The organism is Citrobacter sp. RHBSTW-00887 (assembly GCF_013728095.1).
In the GTDB taxonomy this organism is placed as follows: Bacteria; Pseudomonadota; Gammaproteobacteria; order Enterobacterales; family Enterobacteriaceae; genus Citrobacter; species Citrobacter braakii.
Genome location: NZ_CP056267.1, coordinates 4,952,730 through 4,967,125 on the forward strand (window position 1 = coordinate 4,952,730; position 14,396 = coordinate 4,967,125).

The following is a 14,396-nucleotide window of genomic DNA, read 5'->3' on the forward strand; positions in this document are numbered from 1 at the left end:
TGAGATAAGAGGTAACACAACAGCTGATTTCACCACAAGAGAAAACAACAATATGAGTACCGTAACTGATATTCCAGTCGCTTCATCTGCACAAGCTATCGCCCATTTCCAGCAACGTCTGAATATGGAGACGGATTGTTCTGACGTTCATTCCGCGATGGCTGCTGACGACAAAGATTTTGTGCTTTTACATGTAGTGGGGAGTGCAGAGAGTTTTTCTCGTTGTCATATCCCTGGCGCGATTCATCTCCCCCATCGACTGATAAATACGGAATCCTTGAAAAAATGGCCACAGGACACACTGTTTGTCGTCTATTGCGCTGGCCCACACTGTAACGGGGCCGATCGCGCGGCGCTGAAGTTGGCGCAGCTAGGTCGACCGGTGAAAATAATGATTGGTGGTATTAAGGGCTGGGAGGACGAAGGCCTGGCGTTTGCCACTACGCAAAAGGACGCTGTTTCAATCGATTGATCGTTGTTAAGTCCGAACGGGCTTTTCCAACAGGAGGTTGTGGTTAACCCGTTCGGCTTTCCCCCCTTCCAACATCGTGAGCCATATCAGTAAGGCGTTACGCTGATAGTGGTAGCATGAGCGCGGTTTGTAATTTTCTGATTACATGGAGAAATGATGGAACTGCTTTTATTGAGTAACTCGTCGCTGCCGGGCAAAGGCTGGATGGAACATGCGCTACCACTGATTGCTGAGCAGCTGAATGGTCGCCGTACGGCGGTGTTTATTCCGTTCGCTGGCGTGACGCAAACCTGGGATGAATACACGGCGAAAACGGCAGCCATCTTTGCGCCAATGGGCGTCAACGTTACTGGCATTCATACCGTTGCCGATCCGATCGCTGCCATTGAAAACGCAGAGCTGGTGATTGTCGGCGGGGGTAACACCTTCCAGTTACTGAAAGAGAGCCGCGAGCGCGGACTGCTGGCGCCGATTGTGGATGTCGTCAAACGCGGTGCGCTGTACATCGGCTGGAGCGCAGGTTCTAACCTCGCCTGCCAGACCATCCGCACCACCAACGACATGCCGATTGTCGATCCAAAAGGTTTTGATGCCCTGGGTCTGTTCCCGCTGCAGATTAACCCACATTTCACCAATGCGCTTCCGGAAGGCCACAAAGGCGAAACGCGTGAACAGCGTATTCGCGAGCTTCTGGTTGTGGCACCAGAGCTGACGGTAATTGGTTTGCCGGAAGGAAACTGGATTAAGGTGAGTAACGGCCAGGCGGTTCTTGGCGGTCCGAACACCACTTACGTCTTTAAAGCGGGTGAAGACGCGGTTGCCCTCGAAGCAGGTCACTGCTTCTAACCGACGTTGCCGGATAACGGCATAAATGCCTTATCCGGCCAACCGGTCCACCTCACTCAATAATCGTCGCGCTCATCGTCCTCATCCGGCTGTTCCAGCACGCTATAGGCCACGGAACAAAACAGCGAGTTCAGACGCTGCATATCGCCCAGCAGCGCCAGGTGCAAGGAGCTGGTCTCGATGCTCTGCACGTTCTGCTGATGCAGACGGTCAACGTGCGCATGCGAATACCGACGGTTGAGAATACGGAAACGGTGCTTGCTACGGCGCAGACGTCGGGCGCTGGTCACGTCACCAGAGAAGAACACCGACATCGCCAGCTGCAGATTGCTGAGCAGCTGATCGAAGAGCGCATCCAGCTCTTTCAATCCTTCCACGGAGAATGCGCGACGGGCAGCCAGCGACTTATCCGCTATCTCACTGCCCATACGTTCGACAATATCGGAAGCCTGCTCGAGGTTAAGCGACATTTCGATAATCTCCGCCCAACGGCGTGATTCCTCTTCCGCCAGTTCATCCTTTGGCATCCGCGCCAAATAAAGCTTGATTGCCGTGTATAGCACGTTAATGTCGTCCGCCATCCTGCGCAGCTCTTTCTCTTCACGCGGCTCGCCGTGCATCACCTTCTTCAGCCCGTCCATCATCTGCTCCATCGCGTCGCCGATGCGCAGAGCTTCACGAGCGGCATTGGCCAGGGCCAGCGTCGGCGTATCCAGCGCACTGACGTCCAGATGCTTGGGCTTCAGATGCGCATCCAGCTCCGGCTCATCGCGGATGATGCGCTTACAAAAACGCGCCATCGGTTCTGCAAACGGCACCATCGCCACGCAGCGCACCAGGTTGTAGAAGACATGGAAGTAAATAACCAGTTCAGATTTCGGCAGCGGCAGTTCATCCATCAGATTTGCCAACGGATGAACAAACGGCAGGATAATCAGGCTTCCCACCAGCTTAAACAGCAGGCTACCGAGCGCCACACGGCGGGCGGCGGCGTTAGCGGCGCTGTTATTAAGCATCGCCAGCAGGCCAGAGCCGAGGTTGGCGCCAATCACCAGACACAACGCCACCGGGAACGAGATAATGCCTGCCGCGGTCAGCGTTGCCGTCAGCAGCACCGCCGCAAGGCTGGAGTAACTGATAATCGCGAACATAGCGCCAATCAGCGCATCCAGCATGATATCGCCGGTGAGCGAGGCGAAAATAACCTGTACGCCGTTAGCCTGGGTGATCGGTGTTACCGCCTGCACAATCAGTTCCAGCGCCAGTAAAATCAACCCCAGTCCAATACCAACCCGCCCCAGTTGCCCCACACGGGACTGCTTACGTCCGAGAAAGAAGATCACGCCGATAAAAATCAGCAGTGGCGACAGCCAGGAGAGATCGAAAGTCAGGATACGCGCCATCAGCGCGGTCCCGACGTCGGCGCCGAGTACAATCACCAGCGCAGGGGTGAGCGCGACGAGGTCCTGCGCGACAAACGAGGTCACCAGCATGGTGGTGGCGTTGCTGCTTTGTACCAGCGCCGTCACGCCGATACCCGCACAAAAGGCGAGCGGCTTCTTTTCAACACTACGGCTGAGTACGGTACGCAAACGGGCGCCGAAGACGCGCATCACGCCGGTGCGCACAATATGAGTACCCCAAACCAGCATAGAGACAGCAGAAAGCAGGTGTAACAGAGTTAGCACGGAATCAGGTTCTCCTTATCGTTATATGTTCCTGAGGTTCATAGTGATGACATAGCACCTGATGACGCCACGCTTATCAGGCCTACAAAAATATGCCAGTAGCCGGCTAAGGTGTTTACGCCGCCATCCGGCAAGCACTACCGATGAACGTTCTTTCAGTATAAGGGTTTAAACGTAATAAAGAGACAAGGCACTCATTGAGTGCCCTGTTTGTTGTAAATAAAGATGACAGTTTTGTGAATCAGTCAGCGTCATAGCCCAGATTAGGCGCTAACCAACGTTCGACTTCCGCCACGCTCATGCCTTTACGGAAGGCGTAATCTTCAACCTGATCGCGCTGGATTTGCGCCACGGCGTAGTACTTGCTGTCTGGATGACTGAAATACCAGCCGGAAACCGACGCACCTGGCCACATCGCGAAGGATTCGGTGAGCTTCATCCCGGTGTGCGCTTCTACATCCAGCAGTTCCCAGATGGTGGCCTTTTCGGTGTGTTCCGGGCAAGCCGGATAGCCCGGTGCCGGGCGAATTCCCTGGTAGTTTTCGCGGATCAGTTCCTCGTTACTGAGGTTCTCATTCGCCGCATAGCCCCAGTAGACTTTACGCACGCGCTCGTGCAGATATTCCGCGAACGCTTCCGCCAGGCGGTCGGCGATCGCTTTCACCATGATCTTGTTGTAGTCGTCATGCTGGGCTTCGAAGGCGTCCGCCAGTGCATCTTCCTCCAGACCGCCGGTAACTGCGAAAGCACCGATGTAATCCGCTTTGCCACTCAGTTTCGGCGCAACAAAGTCAGACAGGCAGTAGTTGGCGAAACCGACTTTTTCCGTCTGCTGGCGCAGGTGATGACTGACGTTGATGACGTGCGTACGCGTCTCGTCACGGTAAATCTCGATGTCGTCCCCCACGCGGTTAGCCGGGAACAAGCCCACCACGCCGCGCGGATTCAGGGTCTTCTCAGCGCTGAGTTTATCCAGCATGTCATTGGCGTCTTTGAACAGACGTTTCGCCTCTTCTCCCACCACCTCATCTTCGAGGATGCGCGGGTATTTCCCGGCCAGCGACCAGGTCATAAAGAACGGCGTCCAGTCGATGTAGTTGCGCAGCGTTTCGATACTGGCTTCAACGCTCTGTACGCCGAGGCGGTGCGCCACCGGCGGCGTGTAGTTTTCCCAGTCGAAGGCCAGATCGTTGTCGCGGGCAGCCTGTAACGTTACTGGTGGGGTCCGCGGTTTCTTACGCGCATGCTGGATACGCACGGTTTCGTACTCTTTACGCGTACGGGCGACAAAGTCATCGCGCTGAGTGTCAGAGAGGAGTGCGGCAACTACGCCAACGGTACGCGAGGCGTTCTGCACATAAACCGTCGGGCCACTGTAGTTCTGCTCGATTTTCACCGCCGTGTGCGCTTTTGAGGTGGTCGCGCCGCCAATCAGCAACGGAATAGTGAACCCCTGACGCTCCATCTCTTTCGCCACGTTGACCATTTCGTCCAGCGACGGGGTAATCAGCCCGGAAAGACCAATCAGATCGGCATTCACTTCACGTGCCGTTCTGAGGATTTTCTCCGCTGGCACCATCACGCCAAGATCGACGATTTCGTAGTTGTTACATTGCAGCACCACACCAACGATGTTTTTGCCGATATCGTGCACATCGCCTTTCACGGTAGCAATGACCATCTTGCCGTTGCTGGAGCCTTTCTCTTTGCTGGCCTCAATATACGGTTCGAGGTAGGCCACCGCCTGCTTCATCACGCGGGCGGATTTCACCACCTGCGGCAGGAACATTTTGCCCTCGCCAAACAGATCGCCAACCACGTTCATCCCGTCCATCAGCGGCCCTTCAATCACCTCGATCGGACGCGCGGCCTGCTGGCGAGCTTCTTCAGTATCCTGCTCAATAAATTCGGTAATGCCTTTCACCAGCGAATATTCGAGGCGCTTTTTCACGTCCCAACTGCGCCATTCCGCCATCTGGGCATTGGCAGTGTCATCAGTTTTGCTACCGCGATATTTCTCAGCCAGCTCCAGCAGACGCTCGGTGCCATCGTCACGACGGTTGAGGATCACATCTTCAACCGCATCGCGCAGCTCGGCGGGCAGGTCGTCGTAAATCGCCAGTTGTCCGGCGTTGACGATCCCCATGTCCATGCCGTTGCGAATGGCGTAGTAAAGGAATACCGCGTGAATGGCTTCACGAACCGGGTCGTTACCACGGAAGGAGAACGACACGTTGGAGACGCCGCCGGAGATCAACGCGTGCGGTAGTTCGCGTTTGATGTCCTCACAGGCGCCGATAAAGTCCTGGGCGTAGTTGTTGTGCTCATCAATCCCGGTCGCGACCGCAAAGATGTTCGGGTCGAAGATAATGTCTTCCGGCGGGAAGCCTACCTCTTCGGTAAGAATGTTGTACGCCCGACGGCAAATCTCAATTTTACGCGCGCGGGTGTCGGCCTGTCCCTGCTCGTCAAAGGCCATCACCACCACTGCGGCACCATAGCGTCGCAGCAACTTCGCGTGGTGGATAAAGGTCTCAACCCCCTCTTTCATCGAGATGGAGTTAACGATGCCTTTACCCTGAATGCACTTCAGCCCTTTTTCGATGACGTCCCATTTCGAGGAGTCGATCATAATCGGCACGCGGGCGATATCCGGCTCACCGGCGATAAGGTTGAGAAAACGCACCATCGCCGCTTCGGCGTCGAGCATCCCCTCATCCATGTTGATATCGATAATCTGTGCGCCGCTTTCCACCTGCTGACGGGCGACATCCAGCGCTTCGTTGTATTTCTCTTCTTTGATCAGTCGCTTAAATTTCGCCGAACCGGTGACGTTGGTACGCTCGCCGACGTTCACAAACAGGCTATCGTCGCCAATATTCAACGGTTCAAGGCCAGACAGACGGCAGGCTACCGGGATTTCCGGCAAGCGGCGAGGCGGCAAGCCTTCCACTGCGCGGCTCATCGCGGCGATGTGTTCCGGCGTGGTGCCACAGCAGCCGCCGACCACGTTGAGGAAGCCCGCTTGCGCCCACTCGCGTATTTGCGCCGCCATGGTGTCTGCATCAAGATCGTATTCGCCAAAGGCGTTCGGCAACCCGGCGTTCGGGTGCGCGGTAACGTAGCATTCGGCAATGCGCGACAGTTCCTGCACGTACTGGCGCAATTCGTCCGGACCTAAGGCGCAGTTCAGACCGAAGGTCAGCGCATCGGCGTGGCGCAGTGAGTTATAGAACGCTTCAGTTGTCTGACCGGAGAGCGTACGCCCGGAAGCATCGGTGATGGTGCCGGAGAGCATAATCGGCAACTCAACGCCCAGCGCTTCAAATTCGGTTTTAACCGCGAAAATAGCGGCTTTGGCGTTCAGGGTATCGAAGACGGTTTCAATCAGGATCAGGTCGCTGCCACCTTCCACCAGCGCTTTGGTGGATTCACGGTAGGCGGCCACCAGCTGATCAAAGGTAATATTGCGGTAAGCCGGGTCGTTGACGTCAGGCGAGATAGACGCCGTACGGTTGGTTGGGCCAAGCACGCCCGCGACATAGCGCGGTTTTTCCGGTGTGCGTGCCGTCCATTCGTCTGCCGCCGCGCGCGCCAGTTTGGCTGCTGCAAAGTTGATTTCCGCCGACAGGGATTCCATCTGGTAATCCGCCATGGCGATCGTCGTGGAGTTAAAGGTGTTGGTTTCGATGATATCCGCGCCCGCCTCAAAATAGGCGTTATGGATGGCGGCGATCACCTCAGGTTTGCTGAGCACCAACAGGTCGTTATTGCCTTTCAGATCGCACGGCCAGTCGGCAAAGCGTTCGCCGCGGAAATCCTCTTCGCTCAGACGATATCCCTGGATCATGGTGCCCATACCGCCGTCCAGCACCAGAATACGTTCATTTAACTGCTGACGTAATTGTTCAACTTTGCTGCTCACACTCGCTCCCGACAACGCTCAACCAGACCGAAAAAAACTCAACAGACCATACTGGCACAAACCTGAGAGGTGGAAAAGAGAACAACGGCCAACATGAGACATGTTCAGCTTCACTCATCCGATCAGTACAGGAATTCTTGCATTATAATTGAATAAAACGAAAATGATTTCCACGATACAGAAAAGGAGTCCGCCATGGTTGCCACAATCCCCGCGAAACGCGGTAGAAAACCCGCCGCAGCTACTACGCCTGCAACCGGGCAGGTTCAGTCTCTGACCCGCGGCCTGAAGCTACTGGAGTGGATTGCAGAATCCAACGGCAGCGTGGCACTAACCGAGCTGGCACAGCAGGCCGGTTTGCCAAACTCCACGACTCACCGTTTGTTGACCACCATGCAGCAGCAAGGATTTGTCCGTCAGGTGGGTGAATTAGGCCACTGGGCCGTGGGTGCGCATGCGTTTATCGTCGGCAGCAGCTTTTTGCAAAGCCGTAATTTGCTGGCGATTGTCCACCCGATCCTGCGCAAGCTGATGGAAGACTCCGGTGAGACGGTAAACCTGGCCGTGCTGGATCAAAGCGACCATCAGGCCATTATTATCGACCAGGTGCAGTGTACCCAGCTGATGCGCATGTCCGCGCCTATCGGCGGCAAACTGCCGATGCACGCCTCCGGTGCGGGTAAGGCGTTTTTATCCCAACTGAGTGAAGAACAGGTGACTGGCCTGCTGCACCGTAAAGGGCTGCACGCTTACACCCACGCCACGCTAGTGTCGCCGGTGCATCTGAAAGAGGATTTAGCCCAGACGCGCAAGCGCGGCTACTCCTTTGATGATGAGGAGCATGCGCTGGGTCTACGCTGCGTGGCGTCGTGCATTTATGATGAACACCGCGAGCCGTTTGCCGCTATTTCCATCTCCGGACCCATTTCGCGCATTACCGACGATCGAGTGACCGAATTTGGTGCCATGGCGATCAAAGCGGCGAAAGAAGTCACGCTGGCATACGGCGGATTCCGTTAAGAAAGGGTTACCGGGCGTCAAGCCGCAAATCTGATGCAAAACCGCTGTTTGCGCCGGTAGGCGTAAACATCTTCCACGTGTCCTTCACGGATCCGCGTTTGCAGACCTCGCCAGTAGTCGGCACTGAACAGGTCTGCATGCATCTCTTCAAATAGCGGCCCGATACGCGGGTCAGCGCATAGCCAGTGACGAAACTCTTCCGGGAAGACATCCCCCGGCGATACGCTATACCACGGTTCAGCGCTCATCTCATCTTCCGGGTAACGCGGCGGCGGGATATGACGGAAATTCACCTCCGTCATGTAGCAAATTTCATCGTAGTCGTAGAACACCACGCGCCCGTGGCGAGTCACGCCGAAGTTCTTAAACAGCATATCGCCGGGGAAAATATTGGCGGCGGCCAGCTGACGAATGGCATTGCCGTACTCTTCAATTGCATCGCGCAGTTGCTGGCCTTCGACATGCTCCAGCCAGATATTCAGCGGCACCATCCGTCGTTCGATATACAAATGGCGAATGACAATCTGCTCGCCGAGATCGGTAATTTTTTCCGGGGCTTCCTGTAGCAACAGCGCCATCAGCGACGGATCGATTTGCCGTTTATCCAGCACAAAGTTCTCGAACTCCTGAGTATCAGCCATCCGCCCGACACGATCGTGCTCCTTGACCAGTTGATAACAGGCGCGGACGTGGGCGGCCGACATCTCTTTTTGCGGCGCAAATTTGTCTTTGATGACTTTAAAGACGCGGTCGAAGCCTGGCAGGGTAAATACCAGCATCACCATGCCGCGGATCCCCGGCGCTTCGATAAATTGCTCATCGCAATGGGCAAGATAGAGCAGATATTCGCGGTAACTTTCGGTCTTCGCGTGTTTCTGACAGCCGATCGCCATATACAATTCAGCGGTGGTTTTACCGGGCAGGATCTCGCGCAGCCACTCCACTAACGCGGCGGGCAGCGGGGCGTAAACCATAAAATACGAGCGGGCGAAGCCAAACACGATACTGGCTTCCGCCGTCGTGGTCAGGCAGGTATCGACAAACAGTTCGCCCTCGTCAGTACGGTGAATTGGCAGTAAAAACGGCAGCGTCCCGGAAGGGGTAATCAACTTCCCGACCAGCCAGGCGGCCTTGTTGCGATAAAACAGTTCGTTCGCCACCTGCAAATGACTGCGCTGCAACAGATCCGCTCCCAGCGTTTCGGTCAGGTGTTCGATGATGTAGTGGATATCCCGATGTCTGTTCTGCCACGGCAGACGCAAGGGCAGATCGCTGAGGACGCGCGTAAGCAGCCACTCCCAGCCGGTATCGGGAAAAAAGTCTTTCGCCAACGGGCGTGGGATCGTGCGAAAACGGCGCTCTGGCTGAGAGCTGAAAATAAACAGTCGCTCGGGAGTCAGCGAGCGGTGGTCAAATAACCGGCAATAGACGGAGTTAAAGAAACTCTCCGCAATCTCGAAGCGTGGATAATCTGGCAATAGCCGGGTGTAATGCTCTTTCACGCGAAGTAAAAAATCCGCGTCGGTACTTTTGCCATCAGTAATGCAGCGCAGTTGCTCCACCACCAGACCCACATGATGATCGTAAAGGTGGATACGGCTTTTCATCGCCTGCTGAACCGCGTGCCAGTCGGCATGTTCAAAACGCTGCTGCGCGCCGGAGGTCACTTCCAGAAAACGCCCGTACTGGGCGTCGAAACCTTGCAAAATCGTCTGAGCAATCAGTAATTCCAGGCCACGCGTCATCAATTTCTCCCATCCGGCACAATGTCATGCCGGATGGCGCGTTCGCTTATCCGGCCTACATCCCTTCGTAGGCCCGGTAAGCGCAGCGCCACCGGGCATTGATCAAAACTGCGATTCTTCAGTCGAGCCGGTCAGCGCGGTCACTGAAGAAGTGCCGCCCTGAATGATGGTGGTTACTTTGTCGAAGTAGCCTGTCCCTACTTCCTGCTGATGGGACACGAAGGTGTAACCGTCTTTAGCCGCCGCAAATTCCGGCTGCTGAACCTTCTCAACGTAGTGGCGCATGCCTTCACCCTGCGCATAGGAATGCGCGAGGTCGAACATGTTGAACCACATGCTGTGGATACCCGCCAGCGTAATGAACTGGTATTTGTAACCCATATCGGACAGCTGTTGCTGGAAGCTGGCAATGGTTTTGTCATCCAGGTTTTTCTGCCAGTTAAACGATGGCGAACAGTTGTAGGCCAGCAGTTTGCCTGGGAATTTCGCATGAATAGCATCGGCAAAGCGCTTCGCCAGTTCGAGGTCCGGCGTGGAGGTTTCACACCACACCAGATCCGCATACGGTGCGTAGGCCAGGCCACGGCTGATCGCCTGCTCAATGCCCGCATGCGTACGGTAGAACCCTTCGCTGGTACGTTCGCCAGTGATGAACTCGCTATCGTATGGGTCGCAATCAGACGTAATCAGATCGGCTGCGTCAGCATCGGTACGCGCAATCACCAGCGTCGGAACGCCCATAACGTCTGCAGCCAGACGGGCTGCCACCAGTTTTTGGATAGCTTCCTGAGTCGGCACCAGGACTTTGCCGCCCATGTGACCACATTTTTTCACCGATGCGAGCTGATCTTCGAAGTGAACGGCCGCTGCACCAGCCTCAATCATCGATTTCATCAGTTCAAACGCGTTCAGTACCCCGCCAAAACCCGCTTCCGCATCGGCAACGATCGGCAGGAAGTAATCCACATAGCGCGGATCGTTCGGCTCAATACCGGTTGACCATTGGATCTGATCGGCACGACGGAATGTGTTGTTGATCCTGTCCACCACCGCCGGAACGGAGTTCGCTGGATACAACGATTGATCCGGATACATGCTGGAAGCCAGGTTGGCATCTGCCGCCACCTGCCAGCCTGAAAGGTAGACCGCTTCAATACCAGCTTTCGCTTGCTGCAGCGCCTGACCACCAGTCAGCGCACCGAGGCTGTTGATATAACCTTTCTTCGATTCGCCGTGTAGCAGACGCCACATTTTCGCCGCGCCAAGCTGCGCCAGCGTGCATTCCGGGTTGACCGAGCCACGTAATTTCACCACTTCCTCCGCGCTATAGGGGCGCGTGATGCCTTCCCAGCGCGGTTGAGTCCATTCTTTCTGTAATTCTTCGATTTGTTGAGTACGGGTTTTCATGTGCAGATGCTCCATTAGGATAAATTGTGGGTAAATTAGGCCAACAGGCGGTAGCCCGGTAACGTCAGGAAGTCAATTAACTCGTCGGAAGTGGTGATTTGCTCCATCAGGCGCGCGGCATCGTCAAAACGCCCACTGCTGTAGTGGTGTTCTCCCAGTTCGTCCTGAATCACCAACATCTCTTCGGCCAGCATCTGGCGGAACAACGGTTTGGTAACCGGTTTGCCGTTGCTGAGCGTTTTCTGGTGGTGGATCCACTGCCAGATGGAAGTACGAGAGATTTCGGCGGTGGCCGCATCTTCCATCAGACCATAAATCGGTACGCAGCCATTACCGGAGATCCACGCTTCGATGTACTGCACCGCGACACGAATGTTGGCACGCATGCCTTCTTCAGTACGCTCACCTTCACAGGGTGCCAGCAATTGTTCTGCGGTAATCGGCGCATCTTCTTCACGGGTCACGAACAGCTGATTTTTGTTTTCACCGAGTACGTCGTTGAACACCGCCATTGCGGTATCTGCCAGTCCTGGATGGGCAATCCATGTGCCGTCATGACCGTTATTGGCTTCCAGCGCTTTGTCCGCTTTTACCTTGGTCAGAACCTGGTTGTTACGTTCCGCATCTTTGCTGGGAATGAACGCGGCCATGCCGCCCATCGCGAACGCGCCGCGTTTATGACAGGTTTTAATCAGCAGACGCGAATACGCACTGAGGAATGGCTTATCCATCGTCACCACCTGACGGTCCGGCAACACGCGATCCGGGTGGTTCTTCAGTGTTTTGATATAGCTGAAAATGTAGTCCCAGCGACCGCAGTTCAGGCCCACAATGTGATCACGCAGCGCGTGCAAAATTTCGTCCATCTGGAAAACGGCTGGCAGCGTTTCAATCAGCAGGGTCGCTTTAATTGTGCCGCGCGGCAGATTAAAGCGATCCTCTGCATAGCTGAACACTTCACTCCACCATGCCGCTTCTTGCCAGGCCTGCGTTTTGGGTAGATAGAAATAAGGGCCACTGCCTTTTGCCAGCAACGTTTTGTAGTTGTGGAAGAAATAGAGGGCAAAGTCGAACAGGCTGCCCGGGATCGATTCGCCACGCCAGGTGACGTGTTTTTCCGGCAGATGCAGACCGCGAACGCGGCACACTAACAGGGCCGGATTGGGTTTGAGTTGATAAATTTTACCGGCTTCGTTGGTGTAGCTAATGGTGCCATTGACTGCATCGCGCAAGTTGATCTGCCCGTCGATAACTTTGCTCCACTCAGGAGCCAGCGAATCTTCAAAATCAGCCATAAAGACTTTGACGTTCGCGTTCAGCGCGTTGATAACCATCTTGCGCTCAACCGGTCCGGTAATCTCTACACGGCGATCCAGTAAATCATCAGGAATACCGCGAATTTTCCAGTTACCTTCGCGAATGGAAGCTGTTTCCGAAATAAAGTCAGGCAACTTACCGTCATCAATATCCTGCTGCTGCTGGATACGTGCAGCCAGAAGTTTATTCCGCTTTGGCGTAAATCTTGTCACCAGCTCGGTCAGAAACTCCACCGCTTCAGCGGTCAGAATCTGCTGTTCCTGTTCGCCACGCGGCCTGGTGAAGATCAGTTCATCGGTTGTCGTTGCCTGTTGATTCATTGCGTAGTTCCTCGTCATTGATCCAAACACATCCCCAATGCGAACGAAGGATCGTTGTGCGGTTTTCGTTCAACACAACTAAGACTACTCATTTAAATTTCAAAATCAAAAACAATTTCCATTTTTAATTTAATTATCAATTAACCTATTGATAACAATATAAATAAAATTTAATTACACAGTGAGGTGCGTTTCGGAAATAAAAAAGGCACCCGAAGGTGCCTGATTCAACATGCTGAAACGCTTAAGGATCGTCTGTTACAGAAGATTAATCCAGCGTTGGATTCATGTGACGCAGATCATATGGCGTGATCTGGTAAACGTAATAGTTGAGCCAGTTGGTAAACAACAGATTGCCGTGGCTACGCCAGGTTGCCCGCGGTTTATTTTGCGGGTCATCTTTTGGGAAGTAGTTATAGGGCACTTCCGGCGTTAAGCCCGCTTCGACGTCACGAAAATATTCACTGCCGAGTGTATGGGCGTCATATTCAGGATGGCCCGTTACGAAGGCGATACGTTTATCTTTGCTGGCAAACAGGTAGGCATCTCCCTCTTCTGTTTCGGCAAAAATCTCGAGATCGGTGTAGTCCCTGATAAGGGCAGCAGGAAAATCGGCATAGCGCGAATGCGGGGCCAGGAACGCATCATCAAATCCACGCGTCAGCAGCGCATGAGGATGAAGAATATGGTGCTCATAGACGCCTGAGAGTTTATCCGTACGGGTTTGCTTGGGAATTCCGTACAGGATATTCAATGCGGCTTGCACCGCCCAACAGACAAAGAGCGTCGATGTAACATGATCTTTCGCCCATTCAAGCACTTGTTTAATCTGCGGCCAGTAAGCCACGTCATTAAATTCAACCAGACCCAACGGCGCGCCGGTCACGATCAGTCCATCAAAGTTCTGATCGCAGATATCCTCGAAATTACAGTAAAAGTTATTCAGATGCTCCGTAGGGGTGTTGCGTGACTCGCGGGCATCAATGCGCAATAGCTGAACATCTACCTGCAGCGGTGAGTTAGAGAGTAAACGCAGGAACTGGTTTTCCGTTTCAATCTTCTTGGGCATCAGGTTGAGGATGAGCACCTTCAGTGGACGAATTTCCTGACCAGAAGCGCGAGATGACGTCATCACAAAGACGTTTTCCTCACGCAAGAAATTGACGGCGGGTAGCTCGTCCTGCACGCGAATTGGCATAACCTGATAACCTCACTACATACGTTTAAACGTTTAGACATCCAGATAGCTGAAGATACCCAGGAATCATGCGAATGTCGAGCCTGCATCCTCAAGTTGAGAAAGTTTCACGGCTCCTTGCTGTAGATTAGTGCAGTAAAGAAAAAAGGAGAATGCTATTCGTCGTTCGCGTAACAGGCAATGTGCTGCCGGGAGAGCCAGGTGCGCTGCGCTTCTCAGGCCTGCACACCGGTTACAACATGATGGGCTGGATAAAATGGTACGCTGCATCCGGCAGTTTTCATTCCGCGCAGACGCAAAAAAGCCCATCCGGCAGGATGGGCTTTTTCACTTGTCTGATGCCTGGCAGTTCCCTACTCTCGCATGGGGAGACCCCACACTACCATCGGCGCTACGGCGTTTCACTTCTGAGTTCGGCATGGGGTCAGGTGGGACCACCGCGCTACAGCCGCCAGGCA

The 14,396-nt window shown here is 54.4% G+C and carries 9 protein-coding genes and 1 rRNA gene; 3 read left to right on the forward strand and 7 right to left on the reverse strand.

The window, feature by feature from the left end; translation table 11 throughout:
- The first annotated feature begins 52 nt into the window (after positions 1-52).
- Both HV314_RS23625 and pepE read left to right on the forward strand, forming a co-directional pair.
- On the forward strand, positions 53-472 hold the full coding sequence (locus tag HV314_RS23625) for a rhodanese-like domain-containing protein (protein WP_181546843.1): 420 nt from the start codon (positions 53-55) through the stop codon (positions 470-472).
- A gap of 156 nt (positions 473-628) precedes the next feature.
- Positions 629-1,318 (forward strand): dipeptidase PepE, encoded by a 690-nt coding sequence (gene pepE, locus HV314_RS23630; RefSeq protein WP_181548126.1) that lies wholly within the window; start codon positions 629-631, stop codon positions 1,316-1,318.
- 56 nt (positions 1,319-1,374) lie between these two features.
- Here the strand turns inward: pepE and HV314_RS23635 are convergent, their stop codons facing one another.
- Positions 1,375-3,006, reverse strand: coding sequence for a Na/Pi cotransporter family protein (locus HV314_RS23635; protein ID WP_016155327.1), 1,632 nt, complete (start codon positions 3,004-3,006; stop codon positions 1,375-1,377).
- Between the two features lie 241 nt (positions 3,007-3,247).
- The gene (gene metH / locus HV314_RS23640; protein WP_047357747.1) at positions 3,248-6,931 is read right to left on the reverse strand and encodes a methionine synthase; all 3,684 of its coding nucleotides are present in this window, start codon (positions 6,929-6,931) and stop codon (positions 3,248-3,250) included.
- Between the two features lie 195 nt (positions 6,932-7,126).
- Here metH and iclR point away from each other — a divergent pair, with 195 nt between their 5' ends.
- The gene (gene iclR / locus HV314_RS23645) at positions 7,127-7,951 is read left to right on the forward strand and encodes a glyoxylate bypass operon transcriptional repressor IclR (RefSeq protein WP_047357748.1); all 825 of its coding nucleotides are present in this window, start codon (positions 7,127-7,129) and stop codon (positions 7,949-7,951) included.
- 17 nt (positions 7,952-7,968) lie between these two features.
- Here the strand turns inward: iclR and aceK are convergent, their stop codons facing one another.
- The 5 genes from aceK to rrf all read right to left on the reverse strand — a co-directional run bounded on the left by aceK (position 7,969) and on the right by rrf (position 14,394).
- Positions 7,969-9,696, reverse strand: coding sequence for a bifunctional isocitrate dehydrogenase kinase/phosphatase (gene aceK / locus HV314_RS23650; protein ID WP_181546845.1), 1,728 nt, complete (start codon positions 9,694-9,696; stop codon positions 7,969-7,971).
- Positions 9,697-9,798: 102 nt separating this feature from the next.
- Positions 9,799-11,103, reverse strand: a complete 1,305-nt coding sequence (aceA, locus tag HV314_RS23655; protein WP_016155323.1) for an isocitrate lyase — start codon at positions 11,101-11,103, stop codon at positions 9,799-9,801.
- Positions 11,104-11,138: 35 nt separating this feature from the next.
- Positions 11,139-12,740, reverse strand: a complete 1,602-nt coding sequence (gene aceB, locus HV314_RS23660; protein ID WP_181546847.1) for a malate synthase A — start codon at positions 12,738-12,740, stop codon at positions 11,139-11,141.
- 268 nt (positions 12,741-13,008) lie between these two features.
- Positions 13,009-13,938 carry a homoserine O-acetyltransferase MetA gene (gene metA, locus HV314_RS23665; RefSeq protein ID WP_016155321.1) on the reverse strand — a complete coding sequence of 310 codons (930 nt, stop codon included), beginning with the start codon at positions 13,936-13,938 and terminating at the stop codon, positions 13,009-13,011.
- 340 nt (positions 13,939-14,278) lie between these two features.
- Positions 14,279-14,394, reverse strand: a 5S ribosomal RNA gene (gene rrf / locus HV314_RS23670).
- Positions 14,395-14,396: the final 2 nt, after the last annotated feature.